The 21,541-nt window shown below is 71.5% G+C and carries 16 protein-coding genes and 3 pseudogenes; 9 read left to right on the top strand and 10 right to left on the bottom strand.

Annotation, left to right across the window (positions count from 1 at the left end; all coding sequences use genetic code 11):
- Positions 1-446: 446 nt before the first annotated feature.
- On the bottom strand, positions 447-1,106 hold the full coding sequence (phoU, locus tag BS83_RS13065) for a phosphate signaling complex protein PhoU (protein ID WP_037603902.1): 660 nt from the start codon (positions 1,104-1,106) through the stop codon (positions 447-449).
- A gap of 507 nt (positions 1,107-1,613) precedes the next feature.
- Between phoU and BS83_RS13070 the strand changes: the two genes are divergently transcribed.
- Together BS83_RS13070 and BS83_RS13075 are read left to right on the top strand one after the other, a co-directional pair.
- The gene (locus BS83_RS13070) at positions 1,614-5,366 is read left to right on the top strand and encodes a family 78 glycoside hydrolase catalytic domain (protein WP_084713435.1); all 3,753 of its coding nucleotides are present in this window, start codon (positions 1,614-1,616) and stop codon (positions 5,364-5,366) included.
- 135 nt (positions 5,367-5,501) lie between these two features.
- The gene (locus BS83_RS13075) at positions 5,502-8,264 is read left to right on the top strand and encodes a SpoIIE family protein phosphatase (protein ID WP_084713437.1); all 2,763 of its coding nucleotides are present in this window, start codon (positions 5,502-5,504) and stop codon (positions 8,262-8,264) included.
- Positions 8,265-8,304: 40 nt separating this feature from the next.
- On the opposite strand, the gene BS83_RS13080 is transcribed toward BS83_RS13075, so the two are convergent.
- On the bottom strand, positions 8,305-8,886 hold the full coding sequence (locus BS83_RS13080; protein WP_051943001.1) for a TetR/AcrR family transcriptional regulator: 582 nt from the start codon (positions 8,884-8,886) through the stop codon (positions 8,305-8,307).
- A 105-nt stretch (positions 8,887-8,991) separates the two neighbouring features.
- Here BS83_RS13080 and BS83_RS13085 point away from each other — a divergent pair, with 105 nt between their 5' ends.
- Positions 8,992-10,215, top strand: a complete 1,224-nt coding sequence (locus BS83_RS13085; RefSeq protein WP_037603905.1) for an alpha/beta hydrolase family protein — start codon at positions 8,992-8,994, stop codon at positions 10,213-10,215.
- Between the two features lie 74 nt (positions 10,216-10,289).
- Here BS83_RS13085 and BS83_RS13090 read toward each other — a convergent pair whose 3' ends face one another.
- Positions 10,290-10,559, bottom strand: a complete 270-nt coding sequence (locus BS83_RS13090) for a helix-turn-helix domain-containing protein (protein WP_037603907.1) — start codon at positions 10,557-10,559, stop codon at positions 10,290-10,292.
- Positions 10,559-11,050, bottom strand: coding sequence for a DUF2975 domain-containing protein (locus BS83_RS13095; protein WP_037603909.1), 492 nt, complete (start codon positions 11,048-11,050; stop codon positions 10,559-10,561). Before BS83_RS13095 ends, BS83_RS13090 begins: the two co-directional genes overlap by 1 nt.
- A gap of 144 nt (positions 11,051-11,194) precedes the next feature.
- On the opposite strand from BS83_RS13095, the gene BS83_RS13100 reads away from it, so the two are divergent.
- Positions 11,195-11,695 carry a VOC family protein gene (locus BS83_RS13100; protein ID WP_037603911.1) on the top strand — a complete coding sequence of 167 codons (501 nt, stop codon included), beginning with the start codon at positions 11,195-11,197 and terminating at the stop codon, positions 11,693-11,695.
- Positions 11,696-11,732: 37 nt separating this feature from the next.
- Here BS83_RS13100 and BS83_RS13105 read toward each other — a convergent pair whose 3' ends face one another.
- Positions 11,733-12,605 carry an LLM class F420-dependent oxidoreductase gene (locus BS83_RS13105; protein ID WP_037603913.1) on the bottom strand — a complete coding sequence of 291 codons (873 nt, stop codon included), beginning with the start codon at positions 12,603-12,605 and terminating at the stop codon, positions 11,733-11,735.
- A 174-nt stretch (positions 12,606-12,779) separates the two neighbouring features.
- On the opposite strand from BS83_RS13105, the gene BS83_RS41775 reads away from it, so the two are divergent.
- A complete protein-coding gene (locus tag BS83_RS41775; RefSeq protein ID WP_051943002.1) occupies positions 12,780-13,778 on the top strand; it encodes a hypothetical protein in 999 nt (332 codons plus the stop codon).
- 24 nt (positions 13,779-13,802) lie between these two features.
- Here BS83_RS41775 and BS83_RS41780 read toward each other — a convergent pair whose 3' ends face one another.
- From BS83_RS41780 to BS83_RS13125, 3 genes and pseudogenes are all read right to left on the bottom strand, one after another.
- Positions 13,803-14,255, bottom strand: a complete 453-nt coding sequence (locus BS83_RS41780) for a hypothetical protein (protein ID WP_051943003.1) — start codon at positions 14,253-14,255, stop codon at positions 13,803-13,805.
- 274 nt (positions 14,256-14,529) lie between these two features.
- Complete coding sequence (locus tag BS83_RS13120) at positions 14,530-15,210, bottom strand: SAVMC3_10250 family protein (protein WP_269664852.1); 681 nt, start codon at positions 15,208-15,210, stop codon at positions 14,530-14,532.
- A 67-nt stretch (positions 15,211-15,277) separates the two neighbouring features.
- Positions 15,278-16,461: pseudogene (locus BS83_RS13125) on the bottom strand (RNA-guided endonuclease InsQ/TnpB family protein).
- Between BS83_RS13125 and tnpA the strand changes: the two are divergent.
- Positions 16,460-16,889, top strand: a pseudogene (gene tnpA / locus BS83_RS43885) (IS200/IS605 family transposase). The pseudogenes BS83_RS13125 and tnpA sit on opposite strands and share 2 nt — an antisense overlap.
- A 212-nt stretch (positions 16,890-17,101) precedes the next feature.
- On the opposite strand, the pseudogene BS83_RS13130 reads toward tnpA, so the two are convergent.
- Positions 17,102-18,339 (bottom strand): annotated as a pseudogene (locus BS83_RS13130) (IS256 family transposase).
- A gap of 149 nt (positions 18,340-18,488) precedes the next feature.
- Between BS83_RS13130 and BS83_RS13135 the strand changes: the two are divergent.
- The 3 genes from BS83_RS13135 (at position 18,489) to BS83_RS13145 (ending at position 20,598) form a co-directional block, all read left to right on the top strand.
- Entirely contained in the window at positions 18,489-18,761 is a 273-nt protein-coding gene (locus BS83_RS13135) for a hypothetical protein (RefSeq protein ID WP_037603917.1), read from the top strand.
- 154 nt (positions 18,762-18,915) lie between these two features.
- Positions 18,916-19,617, top strand: a complete 702-nt coding sequence (locus BS83_RS13140) for a hypothetical protein (RefSeq protein WP_037603919.1) — start codon at positions 18,916-18,918, stop codon at positions 19,615-19,617.
- A gap of 27 nt (positions 19,618-19,644) precedes the next feature.
- A complete protein-coding gene (locus tag BS83_RS13145) occupies positions 19,645-20,598 on the top strand; it encodes a Gfo/Idh/MocA family protein (protein WP_051943004.1) in 954 nt (317 codons plus the stop codon).
- A 37-nt stretch (positions 20,599-20,635) separates the two neighbouring features.
- On the opposite strand, the gene BS83_RS13150 is transcribed toward BS83_RS13145, so the two are convergent.
- A complete protein-coding gene (locus BS83_RS13150) occupies positions 20,636-21,448 on the bottom strand; it encodes a PH domain-containing protein (RefSeq protein WP_198035229.1) in 813 nt (270 codons plus the stop codon).
- Positions 21,449-21,541: the final 93 nt, after the last annotated feature.

Below are 21,541 nucleotides of genomic sequence, written 5' to 3' on the forward strand. Positions count from 1 at the left end.
GGGTGAGCGGACCGACGCGACCTCAGCGGTCGGGAAAGCCACGCCGCCAAGTGAGCTGGAAGTCGACCGCACCGGCCGCTCGCTCCAGAGCCTGCTGCGCGGATCGCCTGACATCGGCGGGTACGTCGCCCCGCTCCTGGACCAGCTGGTCGTATATCGGAGTGTCGGAGAGCGCCGGGAAGGTCACTGGCAAACGTCCTCAAGAACTGACAGGGCACCGCACCGCGCGGCCCCAGAGCACTCGCGAGTCTACGGGCCTTTGGCCGTGCAGTTGACGGACCCCCAGCTCGTGGGCCGGGCACGGGCAACTCCTGCGGCACCGGCGGGCCAACGGTGGCACGGACGAGCACGGCTTCGAGGTCGAGGTGAGTGCCCACGACAACGAGTCCGACGCGCCGTCCGACCGTCCCGCCAGGCCGCGTCGCCGCGCTCCCTTCCCTGACCCGCTAGTCCAGCGGGAGCTCATCGGAGTACTCGCCGGTGACCAGGTAGACGACGCGTTCGGCGACGGCCACGGCGTGGTCGGCGAAGCGTTCGTAGAAGCGGCCGGCCAGGGTGACGTCGACGGCGGCCTCCACACTGTGGTGCCACCTGTCGTCCATCAGGCGTCGGAACAGGGCGCGGTGGAGGTCGTCCATGGCGTCGTCGTCGCCCTCCAGCTCCAGGGCGGCCTTGACCTCGCGGGTGGCGATGACGTCGGCGGCCTTGGCCATCAGGCGCTGGGCGACGTGGCCCATCTCCAGCACGGTGGCGTGCAGCTCCGCCGGGACGGCGTGGTCGGGGTACCGGCGTCGCGCCAGTTTGGCGACGTTCAGGGCCAGGTCGCCGGCGCGCTCCAGGTCGGCGCTGATGCGCAGCGCGGTGACCAGGGTCCGGAGCTCGGTGGCGACCGGCTGCTGGCGCGCCAGCACGGCGATCGCCCGGTCCTCCAGTTCGCGCTGCAGCTCGTCGAGCCTGTCGTCGGAGGCGATGACGCGTTCGGCGAGTTGCAGATCGGCGTCCAGCAGGGCCGTCGTGGCGCGGCCGATCGCCGACTCGGCGAGATACGCCATCTGCTGCAGCCCCACGGTGATCGCGTCGAGCTCTTCCCGGTATGCGGCGCGCATCGCGCTCCTTCCCCTGCCCAGGAGTCGACTCCCGGGCGCATCCCTGTTCAACCCCAGGGATACACCACGGGCCGTGCGGGGGGCGACGGACACGGGGAAAGGCAACGGCGCGACGCTCCCCGGTTGCCGGTCCGGTCGGCCGGGGGCAGGGTAGAGACCGCGGTGTCTGCGCCGCTTTCCCTCCACTCGGAGGAAGACGGGTCCTCACGGTCCCGTGGCCGCCCCGCCTTCGGCGCGGGGCGGTCCCTCGCGCATGGCGGACGACCTGCACGCGCTCCGGTGGCATGGCCCGACCCGAGGCCCCACCGACCCTCCCAGCGATCACGGACTCCCGTGGACGGACCCACGCGCAAGTGTCCGCGCACGTCCACGCGCAAGTGATTGACATGCCCCGGGCACGCCTCTACAGTGCCGTCGCACGCTCGAAATTGAATCGTTTCATCACTCCGTTCGCCCCATCCTCCCTCCGCAACCGCACGGCAACGGCCCGAGAGAAGGAGCACAGCGTTGAGCAGTGAATCGACACACCCCGGCGACAGCGCCCGGCCCGACGCGGAGCACCCGACGTTCAGCAGGCGGCGCTTCCTGGGCACCGGCTCGGGCGTCGCCGCGGGGGTGCTCGCCGCGGGCTGGGCCTCCCGCCCCCTCGCCGCAGGGGCCGCCCCGCACGCGACGGCGACCGCCGCACCCGTCGACCTGGCGGGTGCCCACTGGGTCTGGTACCCCGAGGGGAACCCGCGCGTCACGGCTCCGGTGGCGTACCGGTACTTCCGCAGGGACTTCACCGTCCCGGCGGGCGCCGTCGGCGACGCACAGCTGGTGGTCACCGGTGACGACACCGTCGACGTGTGGCTGAACGGACAGCACCTGGCTGGTTCCCCGCGCGTCGCGGACTTCTGGCGCAACGCCCTCTACGTCGACCTGCGGCCGGCGCTCACCGCCGGGACGAACACGATCGCCGTCGCCTGCAAGAACAACGGCGGCCCCGCCGGGCTCCTGGGACACCTGCGCGTCACCACGTCCGCGGGCACGACCGATCTGGTCACCGACGCCGGATGGCTCAGCGCGCAGTCCGCCCCCACCGGATGGGAGCAGCCGTCCTTCGACGACTCCGGCTGGTCGGCCGCCGCGGATCTCGGCTCCTACGGCGTCTCCCCCTGGGGCTCCGGCGTGGCCGCGCCCGACCTGACGGCCGTCTCGCCCCTCGCTCCGACGGGCCTGACGGCCGAACACCGGACGAATCCCCTCGGTGTGGACGCGGCCCAGCCGCGGTTCGGCTGGGCGCTCTCCTCAACGGCGTCCCAGCAGCACCAGGCGGCCTACCAAATCCAGGTCTCCTCGACCGGCACAGGAACCGGGGACGTCTGGGACAGCGGCCGGGTGGCCTCCGCCCAGCAGATCGACATCGCGTACGGCGGCCCCGCGCTGCGCAGCCTGGTCCGCTCCTACTGGCGGGTCCGGGTGTGGGACACCCAGGGCCGGGCCGGCGCCTGGAGCGACGTGCAGTGGTTCGAGACCGGTCTGCTCGACCCGGCCACCGAGTGGCACGGCGCCTTCGTGGGCCAGGCCGCTCCGCCGAACTTCGCGGGGGCGAGCTGGATCTGGTTCCCGGAGGGCAACCCCGCCTCCTCCGCGCCGGCCGCCACGCGCTATTTCCGCCGCACGCTCACCCTCGCCACCGCCCCGGCGAGCGCGGTACTGGCGGTCACCGGCGACGACACCGCCGACGTCTGGGTCAACGGCGCGCTGGTCAGCTCCTCGCCGAGGGCGGCCGACTCCTGGAAGGCCGCGGCGCTGGTCGACCTCGCCGGGTACCTGAAGGCCGGCACCAACGTGATTGCGGTGGCCTGCGCCAACACCAGCGTCTCCCCCGCCGGGCTGCTCGCGAAGCTGCTGCTGCCCGGCGGGCAGGTCGTCGACAGCGACACCTCGTGGAAGGCCGCCCAGTCCGGGCCGGCCGGCTGGAACACCGCCGCGTTCGACGACAGCGCCTGGCCCGCCGCGATGAACGTCGCCACCGCCGGGTCCGGGCCCTGGGGCGTCCAGGTGCACGTGGTGACGCCGGCCCCGCTGCTGCGCAAGCGCTTCACCGTGGCCGGGCCGGTGGCCTCCGCACGACTCCTGACGACCGCGCTCGGCCTGCACGAGACCCGCCTGAACGGCGCGAAGGTCGGGGCCGAGGTCCTGGCCCCCGGCTGGACGGACTACGACAAGCGCCTGCAGTACCGGGTCTTCGACGTCACCGCGCAGATCCAGCAGGGAGCCAACGTGCTGGCGGCGCTGCTGGGCAACGGCTGGTACAGCGGCAGCATCGGCTTCGCTGGCAGCCAGAAGTACGGCACCCAGCCGTGGTACTCCGCCCAGTTACAGCTCACCTTCACCGACGGCTCGACGCAGACCGTCGCCACCGACGGGAGCTGGAAGACCGCCACCGGGCCAGTCCGTGCGGACGACCTGTACCAGGGCGAGACCTACGACGCACGGCTGGACGTCCCCGGCTGGGACGGCGCCGGCTTCGACGACGGCTCCTGGGCCGCGGTCACGGTGGCCCAGGTCCCGCGCCCCACGCTGGTCTCCCAGGTCGACGATGGCGTCACCGTCCAGGCGGAGTACCCGCCGGTGGCCGTCACCCAGCCGCAGCCGGGTGTGTGGATCCTCGACCTGGGCCAGAACTTCGCGGGCCGGAACCGGCTCACCCTGGCCGGGCCCGCCGGGACGACGGTCACCATGCGGCACGGCGAGGTCCTCAACCCCGACGGCACGCTCTACACCGCCAACCTGCGGACCGCCCAGGCGACCGACCGGTTCGTCCTGGCGGGCACCGGCTCCGCCGAGACCTACGAGCCGAGGTTCACCGTCCACGGCTACCGCTACGTCGAACTCACCGGCCTCCCCGCCGGGTTCACCCCGACGACGGCCACCGTCACCGGACGGGCGGCCTGGACCGACGCCGCCCAGCTGGGGACGTTCACCACGTCGAGCCCGCTGCTCGGCCAGATCCAGCACAACATCGTCGCGGGTCAGCGCAGCAACATGCTGGCCATCCCCACAGACTGTCCACAGCGGGACGAGCGGCTGGGGTGGACGGGCGACATCGCCGCGTTCACCGCCACCTCCACGTTCAACCTGGACGTCCACCGGTTCCTGGCGAAGTTCGTCGAGGATCTGGTCGACGGCCAGCAGTCGAACGGGGCCTTCACCGACGTGGCGCCGGCGGTCATCTCCGGTTCCGGCACGGCCGGTTGGGGAGACGCGGGCGTGATCGTCCCGTACACCCTGTGGCAGCGGTTCGGCGATGTGCGCGTCGTCGACCGGCACTTCCCCGCCATGGCCGCCTGGGTCGACTACCTGCACAGCACCGCGGGCGGCAACCTGCTCCGCAACCAGACGACCTTCGGCGACTGGCTCAACGTCAACGACGACACGCCCCACGACCTGATCTGCACCGCGTACTTCGCCTGGGCCGCACGTCTCGTGTCACGGATGGCCGCCGCCACCGGCCGCACCGCGCAGGCCGCCTCCTACGGGCAACTCGCGGACCAGGTGACGTCGGCGTTCGCGGGCCAGTACGTCGGGGCGGACGGCTCGGTCGGCAGCAACACCCAGACCGGGTACGTGCTCGCGCTCGCCTTCGGGCTGGTGCCCGCCGCGCTGGTCCAGCGGGCCGCGGACAAGCTCGCCGCCAGGGTCGCCGCCGGCAACGGGCATCTGACGGTCGGCTTCCTCGGTGTGGAGAACCTGCTGCCGGTCCTGGCGGACAACGGGCACGCGGACGTCGCCTACCGGATCCTGCTGCAGACCGACTACCCCGGCTGGGGCTACATGATCAGTCGTGGCGCCACCACCGTCTGGGAGCGGTGGGACGGCATCCGCACCGACGGGTCCTTCCAGGACCCTGGTATGAACTCCTTCAACCACTACGGGCTCGGGTCGGTCGGCGACTTCCTCTACCGCACCGTCGCCGGCCTGGGTCCGGCCGCCCCCGGCTACCAGGCCCTGCTCCTCGCACCCCGGACGGGCGGCGGGGTGACTTCGGCCTCGGCCTCCTATCGGACGCCGTGCGGGACGGCCGAATGCGGTTGGTCCGTCGCGAACGGGCAGGTGACCCTCGCGGTCACGGTACCCGCCAACGTCACCGCGACCGTGGTCGTGCCCACCTCGCAACCCGGTTCGGTGAGCGCACCCGCCCAGGCCGTTCCTGCGGCTCCGGGCGCCTACTACCTGCCCGCAGGCGGGTACACCTTCACGGCCGCCGTCTGAGCCGAGCGGCCGTGCAGGCGGGTACACCTTCACGGCCGCCGTCTGAGCCGAGCGGCCGGTCCCGGCGCCCCTCACCGGGCGCCGGGACCGGCCGGACCGGTGGCCGCCGCGAGAGGGGCGGTGTTACATAGGCGTATGGCCCGGTTCTGGGGCCGTTCCCGGGCCACCGCGGGCCCCGGTTCCACCGGTGGGGACCGGTCAGTCCCGCGCCCGGAGCGGGATCAGCAGAGTGACCGGCACCCGGACCGGCCGCTTCCGCCTGCGCGTCGCCGGGGGATGTTCGGTCTGGGCAGCGTCGCCGGACAGGTCTTCGTGCTCCAGGTCGTGATCATTCTGGTGCTGGTGCTGGCCGCGGGTATCGAGGTCTTCGTCCAGGCTCAGAACGACACCACGGTGGAGGCCCAGGACCGGTCCCTGGCGGTGGCCCAGACGTTCGCCAACGCTCCCGGAACGGTCGCCGCGATGGAGTCGGCCCACCCCACCGCGCTGCTCCAGCCGCGCGCCGAGGCCACCCGGCTGGCCACCGGCGTGGACTTCGTCGTGGTCACCGACGACCACGGGATCCGCTACACCCACCCGATCCCCAACCGGATCGGAAAGAAGTTCGTGGGCGACATCGGCCCCGCGCTGGCCGGGCAGACGGTCACCGAGACCATCCGGGGCACCATCGGCCCGCTGGTGCAGGCGATCGTCCCGGTCTTCGACAGCCGCCACCGGGTGATCGGCGTGGTCTCCGCAGGCATCACGCTCAGGAAGATCAGCAACATCGCCCAGCACCGGCTGCCGGTCGTCCTCGGGGCCGGCGCCTTGGCCCTGGGGCTCGCCACCGCCGGGTCCTGGCTGGTCGTACGGAGACTGAGGCGCCAGACCCACGGCCTCGGCCCGGCCGAGATGACCCGCATGTACGAGCACCACGACGCGGTGCTGCACGCGGTGCGTGAGGGCGTGCTCATCGTCGGTGACGACCGCCGCATGCTGCTCGCCAACGACGAGGCCTGCCGCCTGCTCGACCTGCCCCTCGCCGAGTACGAAGGCCGGCTCGTCTCCGACCTGGGCCTGGACCACCGGCTGACCGAGCTGCTGGACTCCGGGCACGCCGCCACCGACGAGGTGGTCAGCGCCGGCGAGAGGCTGCTGGTGGTGAACATCCGGACCACCGACCCCGGTGGCGGCCCGTCCGGCGTGGTCGCCACGCTGCGGGACTCCACCGAGCTGCGCGCCCTGTCCGGCAAGGCCGACCAGGCCCGCAAGCGCCTCAAGCTGCTCTACGAGGCCAGCGCCGCCATCGGCACCACGTTGGACGTGACCCGGACGGCCGAGGAGCTGACCGAGGCGGCGGTCCCGAGGTTCGCGGACTTCGTCACCGTCGACCTGGCGGAGCCGCTGCTGCGCGGGGACGAACCCGCCCCCGGCGCGGCGACGAACCTGCGCCGCGCCGCGCTGTACGGCGTCCGGCCGGACATCCCGTTCTTCCCGGTCGGGACGTCCATCCCGTTGCCGCCGGGAACGCCGCACTCCCAGGCCCTCCACGGGCACTCCGTCCTGGAGCCCGCGCTGACCGACCCCGCGTCCGCCTGGAGGCTGACCGACAGCGAGCGGGCCGAGCTGATCGTCGGGCAGGGCATCCACTCCCTGGTCACCGTGCCGCTGCTGGCCCGCGGCACGTTGCTCGGGGTGGCCCACTTCTACCGCTCGGAGAAGCCCGAGCCCTTCGACGCCGACGACCTGTCGGTCGCCGAGGAGCTCGGGGCCCGCACGGCCGTGTGCATCGACAACGCCCGCCGCTTCGCCCGCGAGCACCAGATGGCCGTCACCCTCCAGCAGAGCCTGCTCCCCGGAGGCCTGCCCGCGCAGAGCGCCCTGGACGTCGCCTACCGCTATCTCCCGGCCCACGCGGGCGTCGGCGGTGACTGGTTCGACGTCATCCCTCTGCCCGGCGCCCGGATCGCGCTGGTCGTCGGCGACGTGGTCGGCCACGGCCTGCACGCCGCGGCGACCATGGGCCGCCTGCGCACCGCCGTGCACAACTTCTCGACCCTGGACCTGCCGCCGGACGAGTTGCTCGGCCATCTCGACGTCCTGGTCAACCAGATCGACCAGGACCGCGCGGCCACCGACGGCGAGACCGCCATCACCGGGGCGACCTGCCTGTACGCGATCTACGACCCCGTCTCCCGGCGCTGCAGCATGGCGCGCGCCGGCCACCTGCCGCCCGCTCTGGTGCACCCCGACGGTTCGGTCGAGTTCGTCGACCTGCCCGCCGGGCCGCCGCTCGGGCTGGTGGGCCTGCCCTTCGAGACGGTGGAGCTGGAACTGCCCGAGGACAGCCGCCTGGTGCTCTACACCGACGGCCTGGTGGAGGACCGCGCACGGGACATCGACGTCGGTCTGGACCTGCTGCGCAGTGCACTGGCCCGGCCCCACCGCACCCCGGAGCAGACCTGCCAGGCGGTGCTCGACGCGCTGCTCCCGATCAACCCCACGGACGACGTCGCGCTGCTGGTGGCCCGCACCCGGGTGCTGCCGGTGGACCGGGTGGCGGCCTGGGAGGTCGCGGCCGACCCTGCGGTCGTCGCCGGGATCCGGGCGGGCGTCGCCGAACGGTTGACCGCCTGGGGACTGGACGAACTCGCCTTCACCACCGAACTGGTCGTCAGCGAGCTGGCGACGAACGCGATCCGCTACGCGGCCGGGCCGATCCGGGTCCGGCTGCTGTACGACCGGACCCTGGTCTGCGAGGTCTCCGACGGCAGCAGCACGTCCCCGCACCTCCGGTACGCGGCCACCACCGACGAGGGCGGGCGGGGACTCTTCCTGGTCGCCCAGCTCTCCGAGCGCTGGGGCACCCGGTACACCCCCGAGGGCAAGGTGATCTGGTCCGAGCAGGCCCTGCCGTGACGGCCTCGCGCAGCGGCGCCGTTCTCGCTTCGGGACGGTGTCACCGTGGCGCGGGGCCGAGGAGTCTGTCGACGAGGTGCTCGGGGTAGCCGGTGGCGGGCGGGTCGATGCCGAAGATCGCCCGGACGTAGAGCGGCGCGAGGAGCTGGTCGAAGATCTCCTCCAGGGGTGGGGGGCTCTCGCCCCTGGCGGCGGCCCGTTCGCGGATGCTCTCGATGGAGCGGACCCGGCGCTGGAAGTGCTCGGTGCGTTCGGCCTGCGCGTCGGCCCCGGCGGGCATCGAGAGGGCGACGGCCCGGATGAGCATGCGGCCCTCGGAGGTGCGGATGCTGTCCACCCCGGCCCGCACCCAGGCGGTGAGGTCCCCGCGCAGGGATCCGGTGTCGTTCAACGGCGAGTCCCGTTCCAGGCGGGTGGTGACCACGTCGGCGAGGAGTGCCTCGCGGCTGCCCCAACGCCGGTAGATGCTCGTGTGGTTCACCCCGGCGCGCTGGGCGATCGCGGGGATGGTGGGCTCGGCGCCGTCGGGATCGGCCAGCAGCTCGACGACGGCCTGGTGGACGGCCGCGCGGACCTGCTCGGGGCTCTTGCGGAGGCGTTCGGCCGATGGTTTCGGGGTCACCTCCCCATCGTAGCCGACAAGCACAGATATTTACTTAGTGGCGGCCCGGGGGCTACAGTCGTCCACACAAGCACAGATCTGTGCTTAGCCGGAAGGGGAGATCCGATGAAGCAGTTGCTGTTCCCGAACAACACCCAGTTCTGGTACGAGACCCTGCGCTCGATGAGCCACATCGCCTACGGGGGCGCCGACTTCGGCGAGGTCGTCACCACCTGTGCGCGCATCACGGAGGGCGACTACGACAGCTGGCACACGGAGTGGCTCGCCACCGCCGACCGCGTGTCCGGCGAGGCCGAGAAGGCCCTGGAGGCGGGCCACCGGATCAGCGCCAGGGACGGGTTCCTGCGGGCCTCGAACTACTACCGCTCCGCGGAGTTCTTCCTCCACGGGCACCCCTGCGACCCGCGCCACGACCACGCCTACGACCGCAGCGTCGCCTGCTTCCGGGCGGCGGCGGCACTGTTCACGCCCGTCATCGAACCGGTGGCCATCCCCTACGAGGGCACGACCCTGCCGGGCTACCTCTACCGCGCCGACACCACCGGCACGCCCCGCCCGACCCTGATCATGCACTCGGGCTTCGACGGCACCGCCGAGGAACTCCACTTCAGCGGCGCACTCGCCGCCGTGGAACGCGGCTACACCGTGCTGACCTTCGACGGCCCCGGGCAGCCGGGCCCGCGCCACCACCAGGGTCTGGTCTTCCGCCCGGACTGGGAGCACGTCATCACCCCCGTCGTCGACTTCGCCGAGAGCCTCCCGGAGGTCGACAACAGCCGCATCGCCCTGTTCGGCTCCAGCATGGGCGGCGTCCTCGCCCCCAGGGCCGCCGCCTTCGAACACCGCCTGGCCGCGGTGATCGCCGTCGACGGCGTCTTCGACCTCGGCCAGATATCCGTCCGCAACATCCCCGGGGCCAGGGAGGAGGCCGAAAGGCTCCTGCGCGCCGCGGACGCCCCCGAACTCGACGCCGCGTTCGACCGGCTCATCGCCCAGGACGCCACCGCGCGCTGGGCCATCAACCACGGCATGTACGTCCTGGGTGTCGACACCCCCCGCGCCTTCAGCGCCGCCTACCTCGACTACACCCTCGACCACGGCGTCGCGGAGCTGATCCGGTGCCCCACGCTGGTCTGCGACGCGGCCGAGGACGAGTTCTTCAAGGGCCAGCCCGAGCAGCTCCACGACCGTCTCACCTGCCCGAAGACGCTCATGCTCTTCACCGCCGAGGAGGGGGCGGGAGCCCACTGCCACCCGGGCGCCATGCGTCTCGCCCTCGCCCGCATCTACGACTGGCTCGACGACACCCTCGCCGTCGGCAAGGCCTGACGGCCCGCCTCGGCCGGAGCGGGCGCCCGCCGGCCGGGCGGACGGGGCGGGGTCGGGTTCCTCGGGCGCACGGTTCAGTCGCCCGCCGCGACCTCGGCGGGCTCGGCTGTCTCGACGGACTGCGCGGACCGCGCCTCGTCCGCGGGCTCCCAGCGCAGCAGGTCGCCCGGCTGACACTCGAGCACCTCGCAGAGCGCGGCGAGCGTCGCGAAGCGCACCGCCTTGGCGCGGCCGTTCTTGAGCACCGCAAGGTTGGCGGGCGTGATGCCCACGCGGTCCGCGAGCTCTCCCACGGACATCTTGCGCCTGGCCAGCATCACGTCGATGTCGACGACGATCGGCATCAGATGACCTCGTCCAACTCGGCCCGCATCCTGGTCGCCTCGACGTCGCGGGCGACGGCCTGGGCGAGCAGCATCCGCAGCACCAGCACGATGAGCGCGACTCCCAGAATGGCCACGCCGATCCCGCCCATGATGAGGGTGACGCCCGGGTCGTCCCGCTGGCCCGGCGCGTTCAGTCCGGTGACCGCGAACCAGACGAGCGCGGCCGCGGTGATCGCGCCGATGATGCCGTCCACGTACCGGAAGGCGGCATGGGAGAACACGGTCCCGCGTCGGACCATCGTCACCAGTCGCCAGACGCAGACCAGGGCGACCTGGGCCGCTCCGACGCCCAGGATCGTCACCACACGCAGCGCGGTGAGCGGGAGCGACCCGTCCTCCGGGTCGCTCCCGCTGATCAGCGCCCACACCATCAGCGCCTGCACGAACACGGTGCCGGTGAAGACCACCAGGAGCACGGTGCGCAGCGCGCGCACGGTCAGCTTTCCCATGACCCGTTCCATCCTTCTATCGAGATGCGATGGCAATCTATCGATTCTCGATAGGCAAGGCAAGGTCTCATTTGTTCAAATTCGAATCAGTGGCTATCGTCGAGACAGTTCAGTCCAGGGTCGACCTATGCCAGGAGAGCACCCATGCCGGTACGCCGCCTCAACCACGCGGTTCTCTACATCCGCGACGTCTCCGCCTCGGTCGCGTTCTACACCGAGGTCCTCGGCTTCAAGGTCGACGTCGAGATCCCCGGTCGGGCCGCCTTCCTCAGCGCACAGGAGACGCTCAACGACCACGACCTCGGCCTGTTCGCGATCGGATCCGGCGCCCCGGGCCCCGAGCAGGGCCGGGTCGGCCTCTACCACCTGGCCTGGGAGGTCGGCACGCTGGGCGAGCTCGCCGAGATCGGCCGGGCGCTCAGTGAGCGAGGGGCGCTGGTCGGCGCCACCGACCACCACCGCTCCAAGTCCTTCTACGCCAAGGACCCGGACGGCAACGAGTTCGAGGTGATGTGGCGGGTACCTCGCGAGGACTGGCCGGCGGCCGACGACACCGCGAGGATGCGGGCCCTGGACCTGGAGGCCGACATCGCCCGCTGGGGCGCCGACCTGGCCACCGGCGCGGCCGCCGGCTCCACCACCTGAGGTCGCCGGGCGGGGCGCGTCGAGCCGCGGTGCCGCGTCAGCCGATCGACGCGAGCTGCGGCAGCACGTCCTGCCCCACCCGGCGCGCGAACTCGACCGGGTCGCGGTCCGGCATCACCTGCAGCTCCGTGATGCCGAGTCGGGCGTACTGCTCCGCCTGGGCGAGGAACGCCTTCGGGTCGTCCAGCGGCGGCAGCAGCGCGAGCATCGTCTTGGTGATGGCGCCGTAGTCGCGACCCTCGTCGACGCAGTGCGCGCGCAGCACGTCGAGCTTGCGCGCCACGTCCTCGGGGCTCGAACCGAAGAGGTTGCACGCGTCCGCGTAACGTGCCACGAGGAGCAGCGTCTTCTTCTCCCCGCCTCCGCCGATCATGACGGGCGGGTGCGGACGGGACAGCGGCGCCGGCACGCAGAGGGTCTCCTCGAGCTGGAAGTGCCTGCCCCGGTAAGGCCCGTTGTCCTGGCTCCACATCTGCCGGCAGATCTGCAGCGTCTCCTCGAGCCGCTCGAAGCGTTCGGCCACCGGCACCACGGGCACGCCGAGCCCGCGCTGCTCCCGCTCGTACCACGAGGCGCCGATGCCGAGACGGGCACGGCCGCCGGAGAGCACGTCGAGGGTGGTGACGATCTTCGCCAGCAGGCCGGGATGCCGGTACATCACGCCCGTGACGAGCAGACCGAGCGTCATCCGCTCGGTCAGCGCCGCCACGTAGCCGAGGGCCGTGTAGCCCTCCAGCATCGGCTCGTCGGCCGCCGAGGTCGGCGTCTCCATCTGGAAGTAGTGGTCCATGACGGTGAACGAGGCGAAGCCCGCCTCTTCGGCGGCGCGCGCCGTCTCGGCCAGCGTGGGTGCGATCCGCGCCGGGTCGGCGGGCGATGAGTAGTTCCAGTAGTGCAGTCCCAGCTTCACCGGACACCTCCGCGGACACGACGGCGGGCGGCGACGCCGCCCCACGCCGCTCAGCCTAACGACGGGCGGGCCGGACGGCGGGCCGGTCGGGCCCCGCCGCGCGGCGCGGGTTCGCCGGCCTGCGCCGCGCATCCCGCGCACGCCGTCTCCGCGCCGAGTCGATACGGTGGAGCCGTGACCACCGAGCCGACCCTGCCGCCGGAGGACCCGTCCGGCCGGGTCCCGGCCCCGGGCACCGCCGATCCTGACCGCAGACGAACCGAACAGAGGCCGGACGTGCATCTCGAAGACGTCCTCGAATCCGCCGCCGCACTGCTGCCGGGCGGCGCCGCCGACATCGCCCGCGCGCTCGTCGCCGAGGGCGACCACGCCGCCGCACTGAAAGCCCTCGCCGAGGCCGGAGACCGGCACTCCGCACCGCCGCGCTTCTGGGAGTTCCTGGGCGACGCCGCCGAACAGCTCCCCGGCGAGCCCGGCGCCGCGTGGTACCGCTGGCGCACCACCGAGGCGCTGCGCGGCCGACTGCGCATCGACCTCATCCTCGCCGCGGACGGCGACCTCGCGGCGATCCCGCCGGGACGAGGGCTGCAGCCCCTGTGGGATCTGGGCGAGCACGCCGTCAGCAGCTACCGCGCGGTGCGGGTGGCGGCGCTCTGGCTGGAGGGCGACGAGCCCCTGCGCGCCGGCGGCCGCGCGTTCGGACGACTGCTCCCGCTGGACAGCGAGCACTGGCACAAGCTGATGCCGGGCGACGTGATCACCATGCGCGACGGGGAACGAGTCGTCGGCAGCGCCACCGTCGTCGACGTCGCCTGGCCGGAACCCCCCGCCGAGCCGGCGCCCGCCCTCCTGCCGCCCGGATTCGGCGACCTGCCCCTGCCCCCGGCGCCGACCCGTCGCGCCCGCACCCGGACCCAGGCGGAGCACACCACCTGGCCCAACCCCGACTGCCCGGTCCAGGTGTCCGCGCTGAACCCGAGGCTCCGTCACCGCTACGTCCGCGTCATGCGCGAGAACGGCTCCGTCACCCAGCCCTACCCGTGCGCCACCCACGCCGAGTTCGTCCGCCACGTCTCCCACGAGCGCCCCGACGTCGACCCCCGTGACCCGGCCGAGGTCTACTGGGACGACCACCCCGAGATCTGGCCCGGGGCGACGCACCGACCGCTGTGACCGGGACGGCGGGCCCGGCCCTCGCTACGAGCACATGCCGGTGATCGGCGTGGTCCCGACGTAGATCACGCCGAACTTGTTGATGTCGACCGTGCTTCCGCCGCCGTTGTAGGTGTTGCTGGACCACACCGCCTTGGTGCTCCAGTCGGGATACATGACGAAGTTCCCGTCGTTCTGGTAGACGACGTGGGTTCCGCCGTGGTACCGCGTGTTCGAGGCCCAACAGACCTTGCGGCCGTACGAGGCCTCGTCGCGGTACTCGACCAGGTTGCCGTCCGACTGCATGATCAGCGTGAAGTCCCCTCCGGTCAGGGTCAGCCGCTGGATGTAGTCGCCGGCTCCGAGGTACTCCCCCTTCACCAGCTGGCTCTCGTAGGCATGGGCCGAAGCGCTGGTGGCGCCCCCGCCCAACATGACGGCGGTCAGCGCGGCGACGGCCAGCGATCCGGAGACGGCCCGGCGAAGTCGTGATGACATAGTGTTCCCCCTGTAGGTGCCCAACGCGACGTCAGTTGTGCGCGGACGGCGGCGGCGGGAATGCAGCACGCAACGCCGTCCACGGACTGGACGGGCTGTCCCGCCGCTGGGCAGAACACTCACACACGGTTCCGTCCGCGATCAAGAAGGATCCGTCCCCCCTGCGCCTCGGGGATGTCCCACGGCCCTGACCTGCGGTGTGGGATGACGGGGACGATGTCCCAACGCCCGTCCTGCCGCTCCGGGCCACCGACGTCGGCGGCCCGCCGTACGGCTATACGGCAGCCCCGGACCGGCCGTGGCCGCGCGCCACGTACAGAGGACTGGCGAAGACCACGTCACGCCCCTCGACGTCGAGCCGGAACGACACTCTCGCGAGACCGCTCATCCTGCCCGCCAGTCCGGATGGCAGATCAGCCCCGAGCTGGCGGATCAACCTGACGGCACCTTCGGTGGCCTGCCCGCCGGGCTCCGGACGTTGTCGCCCTTCGTGCTGCAGGAGGCGCCAAAGGGGAACCGAGAACAACGGCGAGATCCGAAAGTGGCGGGCAGGGACTGCCGCGTCCGCTTGGTGGGCACCGAGCAGATGCTTCGGGGAGCCGTGCAGCACCATGCCGGACTGGGCCGCCCCCACGAGGGCCTCCGGCTGCCAGAAGAAGAGCACCGGGCCGTTGGCCCCGCTCCAGTTCGGTTCGATCGTGGTGCAGTTCAGGCGCGCGTCGAAGCGCACCCACTCGCCTGCCTCGACCGCTGCGGCGTCGTACGAGGCCAGTGGCAGTTTCATTCGATCGAAGTAGCGAATGACCCTCGCCAGATCCCCGCGCGGCTGCGCCGGAGCGGACGGGTCGGCCGTCCTGACCTGGAACTCGCCGATGCCCACGGGGCCCTTCGCGTTCACCTTACTGATGCGTGGTCCCCGCCACCCCTTGCCCCGCTCGTCAACTTGACCCGGCATGAAGGACCGGGCTTGTGGGTAGGGCGCGACTGGCTGTCGCGTGGCCTCCCACGTCTGAGAGCTGCCGTCAGGCTGGCTCTGGGACGCGTGACTCACGCCCCGCAGTCCACACGTTCGCGCCCTTTCGGGCGATGTTGTGGGACGCGTTGTCGTCCGCGTGCATGATCACGCCGCAGGCGCGGCACGCGAACGTTGCTTGATCGACGCGGTTGCCGCGCTCGATGTGGTGGCACTGGGAGCACTGCTGGCTGGTGTACGCCGGATCGACGTACACCAGCGGCACTCCGGCCCGCTTGGCCTTGTACTCCACGAAGGAGGCGAGCTGGTGGAAGCTCCACGAGTGCAGTTTGGTCCGCTGGTCCTTGCGGTGCCGTACCCGGTTGCGGATGCCCGTGAGGTCTTCCAGGGCGATACCGGAGCCGGTGCGTTCAGCGGTGGTGACGATGGTCTTGGAGATGACGTGGTTGGTGTTGGCGGCGTGCCGCTGTTCCTTGCGAGAGCGCTTCTTGAGGAGACGCTTCGCGGACTTGGTGCCCTTGGCCTGCAACTTCATCCGCAGGTCACGTTGTCGCTCGCGGTGCCGGTTCAGGCCGCGCCCGGCGGCGCGGTAGCCGGAGGACGCGGTAGCGATGTTGGCGATGCCGAGGTCAACGCCGACGAACCCGGCAGGGTCCTCATTGAGCGGCGTCTCGGGCACGTCGCAGACGGCGATCAGGTAGAACACGCCTCACGTTCGATCAGGTCGGACTCGCCCTTGCGGTGCTCACGCAGCATCGTGAGGGCATCGGGCGAGCACACGAAGCGCACGCCCTTCAGACGCCCAGCGGTCGTCCAGATCGACACGGTCCACTGGTCGTACTGCCAGCTCAAACACCGGTCATCGTATGGCTGCGCGGCCTCGGGCCGGAACGCAATCGGCTTCGACTCCGCCTTGATGCGGCGCTTGGCCCCCGCCTTGCCCAGGTTCCCGGCGCGGATGTTCGCCTGCAACGTGGTGTAGGCGTCACGGGTCTTCTTGATCACGTGCTGCGCGGCCTGCGCCCCGAGCCCACGCGCCCTCAGCTCGGCGTAGGTGAGCTTGCGCAGCTCGAACTCACGCGGCACGCCACGCTCGAACGCCACCCCGGACACCCAGCAAGCCGCCTCGTTGACCGTGCGCAGGGTGGAGCGCAGCACGGCGGCCTGGTCGGCCTCCGGCATCAGCTTCACCTGCCTAACGATCTTCACGGGCATGACAATACATTGATCCATGTCACCACGATGGGAACCAAACCCCAGCATTCGCAGGGGCCGTACGGTTGTCCACACCCTCCATGCACACTTGGTCTTCACGCCCAAGTACCGGCGCGGACCGTTCACCGACGAGATCCTGCGACGCTGCGAAGCGACCATGCGTGCCGTCCGCGCCGACTTCGAAACCGAGCTGGTCGAGTTCAATCGCGAACGCGACCACGTCCACCTACTGGTGCGCTACCCGCCCAAGGTCGCCCTCTCACGCCTGGTGGGCTCACTCAAGGGCGTCTCGGCCCACAGGCTCCGCCAGGAGTTCCCCGCCCACATCCGTAAGTACCTGTGGGGCGAACACTTCTGGTCACCCAGCTACTTCGCCCGCATCATGCGGCGGCGCACCACTATCGATCATCAAGGAATACATCGAGAACCAGAACCGCCCACAGTGAAACGGCGGCGCTCCGCACCGCCGTGGCTCAGGAAGCGATTCCTCCCGGCCGTGAACGGCCGGGGTTCCTCGCTAGATCATGCTGAAACTGGGCGAGCTTCGCCTCTGAGAGGTAGATCAGTTCATCCATCCGACGCATGCACACAGGGTGGCGCTTGAGGTCACGTCCGCTGGCGTGGTGTATCGACGGCCAGTCGGTGATCTCTTTGCAGATTAGGCGGTAAGGGCGGTCGGGTTGGTGTCGTCGGTGGGTTCTCCCTCGATCGGGTGGAGGCGGCAGCGGCCGAGGATCTCGGACCCGATGTAGCGCCGTTGCTCGGCCCATTCGTCGCTCTGCTCGGCCAGGACAGCGCCGACCAGCCTGATGACGGAGGCTCGGTCGGGGAAGATCCCGACGACGTCGGTGCGGCGGCGGATCTCCTTGTTCAGCCGTTCCTGCGGGTTGTTGCTCCAGATGCTCTTCCAGACCGTGCGTGGGAAGGCGGCGAACGCCAGCAGGTCCTCGCGGGCGTTCTCCAGGTGCTCGGCCGCGGCGGGGAACTTCTCGTGCAGCGAGCCGATCACCTGACCCATCTGCTGATGGACCGCGTCGGCGTCGGGCTGCTCGAACACGGTCCGCAGCAGTGTGGCGACCCACGGCTGGGCCGATTTGGGGACCTTAGTCAGGAGGTTGCGGGCGTAGTGGGTGCGGCAGCGCTGCCAGCTCGCGCCGGGCAGGACCCCGGCGACGGCGTCGACCAGGCCTGTGTGGGCGTCGGAGACAACCAGCTTCACCCCGGCCAGGCCGCGGGCGACCAGGGACCGCAGGAATGCGGTCCAGCCGGCTCCGTCCTCGACGGTGGCGACGTCCAGGCCCAGGACTTCGCGCTGGCCCTCGTTGTTGACGCCGACGGCGACCAGGCATGCGATGTTGACCACGCGGCCGCCCTCGCGGACCTTCTGGGTCAGCGCGTCGAGCCAGACGAAGGTGTAGGGCCCCTGGTCCAGGGGGCGGTTGCGGAACTCCGCGACCCGGGCGTCCAGGTGCTTGGCCATCTCGCTGACCTGGGACTTCGACAGCTGGGTGACGCCCAGGGTCTCGGCGAGCTTCTCGACACGGCGGGTGGAGACGCCGAGGAGGTAGGCGGTGGCGACGACCGAGATCAGGGCCTGCTCGGCCCGGCGTCGGCGTTCCAGCAGCCAGGTGGGGAAGTAGGAGCCCGACCGCAGTTTGGGGATGGCCAGCTCGACGGTGCCGGCGCGGGTGTCCCACTCGCGCGGGCGGTAGCCGTTGCGTGGTTGACGCGTTCGTCGCTGACCTGCCCGTATTCGGCGTTGCAGAGAGCGTCGGCCTCCGCGGACATGAGCGCGTCGGCGAACGTCTTGACCATCGCGCGCAGCAGATCGGGACTCGCCGAGGCCAAGTTCGCCTCAATCGTGGCGTGCAGGGGCAGACTGTCAGGTGCGGTCATCGTGCTGGTCTCCTTCGGGCTTAGACACCTCGAAGATCAGCCGATGGCCGTTCAACTATGCGGGCACCCAACCGATTCAGGAGCAAACCCCCGGATCAGGTGGAAACCCGTACACCACTTCCCAGGACGCAACCGGCGCTTGAACCGGCTTGGTAACAACCTTCCCAGTTCTGACCGTTGAACCCAGCTCGACTGAGCCGCACAACGGACCACGGGCAGATGGCGACGCCTCGGAGGAGATCTTCGCGCTGCTCGGCGAGCTGAACGGCGAGACGGGCATGCGGCTGAACCCGGGCCGGATCGCCGCGAAGGTGGAGGAGGCCGGTGGGTACAAGGTCCAGCACTACCACGAGGGCACGCCGCTCGAGGAGACCATGCACGGGGCCCGCACCCGGGCCCTGGCAATGAGGTCCACGGGCTGACGTCCCGGGCTTCCGCATACGTGCGAATCTGCGTGTTTTCCCCCATGCGCACGGCGCGACCGTGCGGAAGGATCTCCGCAGCACCCGCTCGCCGCCCGGTCGGCGCACGAACGGGCCGCGGAGCAGCGAAAACAGCGCGAGGGGGACGGGCGGGATGACACAGCCGCGGGACGACGCCGGGTTGGCGCAGGGCGGGGAGGCGGAGGGCCCGGAGTGGGACGCGGAGGACGACGACGTTGCCGACTGGATGCTGGTGCGCCCGGACGGCCGGGCGCTGGTGGCCCCGCTGGTCCGGAGCGCTCCGCTGATCGCCCTGGCCGCGCTGCGCGTCGGGCTGCTGCTGGCGCGGGGGCGCGGCAGCTCTCAGGGGCTGGGGTGGGTCGGCCTGTCGGCGGGCCTCGTTCTCGTGGTGCTGCCGCTGCTCTGGGTCGTCCTGCACATCGGCCTGCGCTGGCTCAACTCGACCATCCAGGTGGAGGAGGGGGAGTTGACGATCCGCAACCCGTTGGGCCGCCGTGTACTGCAGGTCCCGGTCGGCTCCGTGACCGGGCTGCACAACGTCACCCTGCCCCAGCAGGGGCCGGGCCGTCACCGGGTCGTGCTCACCTTCACGGCCGGGAAGCCCCGGATCATCCAGCCACGGCTGTGGGACGCGGCGGCCCTCGGCGAGCTCTGGCGCGCCCTCGGTCTGCCGTTCACCGATCAGGGCACGCTGAGCTGGAAGAAGCTGGTGCAGCGGTTCCCCGGGGCCAAGGTGCCGTGGTGGAACCTGCATGCCGGCCTGGCCGCGGTGCTGGGGACGGTTCTGGCGATCGCGTACATCGCCGTGATGGTGAACCTCGCCTACCTGGTGTGACCCGGCAGCACCCGCGAGACTGGTGCGATGACGACCCCCAGTCCCCTGCGCGTCGGGCTCCTCGGTACCGGCCCCTGGGCCTCCCACGTCCACGCCCCCTCCCTCTCGGCGCACCGCGACGTCGCGTTCGCGGGGGTCTGGGGCCGCCGCCCCGACGCTGCGCAGGCCCTGGCCGACCGGCATGCGGTCAAGGTCTACGCGAGCCCCGCCGAGCTGATCGCCGACGTCGACGCCGTGGCCTTCGCCCTGCCGCCGGCCGTGCAGGCCCCCCTCGCCGTCGAGGCGGCGCGTGCCGGACGCCACCTGCTGCTCGACAAGCCGGTGGCCACCGACCCCGCGGAGGCCCGCGCCGTGGCCGAGGCGGCGCGGCGGCACGAGGTGGCGAGTGTGGTGTTCCTGACGCTTCGCTTCGGCGCGCAGGAGAGCGAGTGGATCGCCGAACAGGCGCGCACCGGCGGCTGGTTCACCGCGCACGCCGAGTGGCTCGGCTCGGTGTTCGCGGCCGGCAGCGACAGCCCCTACGCCGATTCGCCCTGGCGGCGCGAGAAGGGGGCGCTGTGGGACGTCGGACCGCACGTGCTGTCGGTGCTGCTGCCCGTCCTCGGCGAGGTCTCCACGCTGGCCGCCCGACGCGGCCCGGGGGACACCGTCCTGCTCACCCTGCACCACGTCGGCGGCGCGGCCGGCACCGTCGCCCTGAGCCTCACCGCACCGCCCGCCGCGGCCGGCGTCGAGGTGACTCTCCGCGGCACCGGCGGGGTGACCTCGCTCCCGCCCCGCGCCGGAGGCGCCGAACGCCCCTACCGGCGGGCGATCGACGCCCTGCTGGAGTCCGTGCGCACCGGCACCGCCCATCCCTGCGACGTGCACTACGGCCTGCGCCTGACCGAGCTCCTCGCCGCCGCCGAGGCCTCCCTGGCGCAGAACGGCGCTGCCGTGAGCACGACCGGCTCCGGTGCCTCGGCCGCCGGGGCGCGCTGACCTCTCTCCGCCCGCGCCCGCGGGGTCCGGGTCGGGATCAGATTCCCGGCACCGGCCCCGTAGCGCGCTTCCTCTCCCTCACCGACCGCAGCGGCACGGTCCAGACCCAGACGGCAAGAACCACCGCCCCCACCAGGGTGCTCCCGGAGACGGCGATCCAGTCGTCGCCACCGCCCCGCGGGTAGACGTCGACCCGATCGCCGGTGTCCACGGCGGGGATCTGATCGCCGACCTGGTGGACCTTCCCACCGCTGCCGAGAACGACCCCTGACCGGACGTCGGCTCCGTCGTCCGAGGTGAAGTCGCCCGTCCAGGTGCAGGTCCGACGGCAGTCCACCTGGGTGGCGGTGAACGTGCCGTGCTTTCCGGCCCCCAGATGCGCCGACCACGCGGGCACGGCGTCCAGGCTGCCGAAGATCAGAATCATGAGCGCGGCAGCCGGCGCGAGATACCGCCACGTCCATCTCCGCAGCCTCGCGTTGCCACGGGACACGGCCGACTCCACCACGGCCGGAACCGGCGCAGCGCTCTCGGGTGCGGGGAGCGAACCGTAGTGGCTCATCCGGTCCCGGATCTCCTCGACCTTGCGGTCGAGGTCGGGGTCCGGGCCGACATACCCGTCGAGCAGCATCGGCAGCGTGCGGCGTCTGCCGTCGCGGAGGACGACCTTGACGTTCCGCCCGATCCCGGACTGCGTCCTGAAGTGGTTGATCTGAACGCCGGCGATGTCCTGCCAGGGCAGGAGACGTGCCCGGCCCAGCCCCGTGTGCGTGAGGCTGATCCCGGCCGCGTCGACCTTCGTCCACGCTCCGCGAAAGGTCAGCGTCAGCAGGAGCAGCAGGACCGCCATGCCTCCGATGATCATCCCGACGACCGGCCACTGACCGGAGACCAGCCAAGGCAAACAGAGCAGAGCCAGAGGAGGCGCCGCCAACCCGATCCT

It is taken from the genome of Streptacidiphilus rugosus AM-16, from assembly GCF_000744655.1.
GTDB classification, from domain to species: domain Bacteria; phylum Actinomycetota; class Actinomycetes; order Streptomycetales; family Streptomycetaceae; genus Streptacidiphilus; species Streptacidiphilus rugosus.

Excerpts from the sequence above, each read along its gene's own strand:
- phoU (WP_037603902.1), bottom strand. The coding sequence starts at position 1,106 with ATGCGCGCCGCATACCGGGAAGAGCTCGACGCGATCACCGTGGGGCTG.
- BS83_RS13075 (WP_084713437.1), top strand. The coding sequence starts at position 5,502 with ATGGCCCGGTTCTGGGGCCGTTCCCGGGCCACCGCGGGCCCCGGTTCC.
- BS83_RS13085 (WP_037603905.1), top strand. The coding sequence starts at position 8,992 with ATGAAGCAGTTGCTGTTCCCGAACAACACCCAGTTCTGGTACGAGACC.
- BS83_RS13090 (WP_037603907.1), bottom strand. The coding sequence starts at position 10,559 with ATGCCGATCGTCGTCGACATCGACGTGATGCTGGCCAGGCGCAAGATG.
- BS83_RS13095 (WP_037603909.1), bottom strand. The coding sequence starts at position 11,050 with ATGGGAAAGCTGACCGTGCGCGCGCTGCGCACCGTGCTCCTGGTGGTC.
- BS83_RS13100 (WP_037603911.1), top strand. The coding sequence starts at position 11,195 with ATGCCGGTACGCCGCCTCAACCACGCGGTTCTCTACATCCGCGACGTC.
- BS83_RS41780 (WP_051943003.1), bottom strand. The coding sequence starts at position 14,255 with ATGTCATCACGACTTCGCCGGGCCGTCTCCGGATCGCTGGCCGTCGCC.
- BS83_RS13120 (WP_269664852.1), bottom strand. The coding sequence starts at position 15,210 with ATGCCGGGTCAAGTTGACGAGCGGGGCAAGGGGTGGCGGGGACCACGC.
- BS83_RS13140 (WP_037603919.1), top strand. The coding sequence starts at position 18,916 with ATGACACAGCCGCGGGACGACGCCGGGTTGGCGCAGGGCGGGGAGGCG.
- BS83_RS13145 (WP_051943004.1), top strand. The coding sequence starts at position 19,645 with ATGACGACCCCCAGTCCCCTGCGCGTCGGGCTCCTCGGTACCGGCCCC.
- BS83_RS13150 (WP_198035229.1), bottom strand. The coding sequence starts at position 21,448 with ATGGCGGTCCTGCTGCTCCTGCTGACGCTGACCTTTCGCGGAGCGTGG.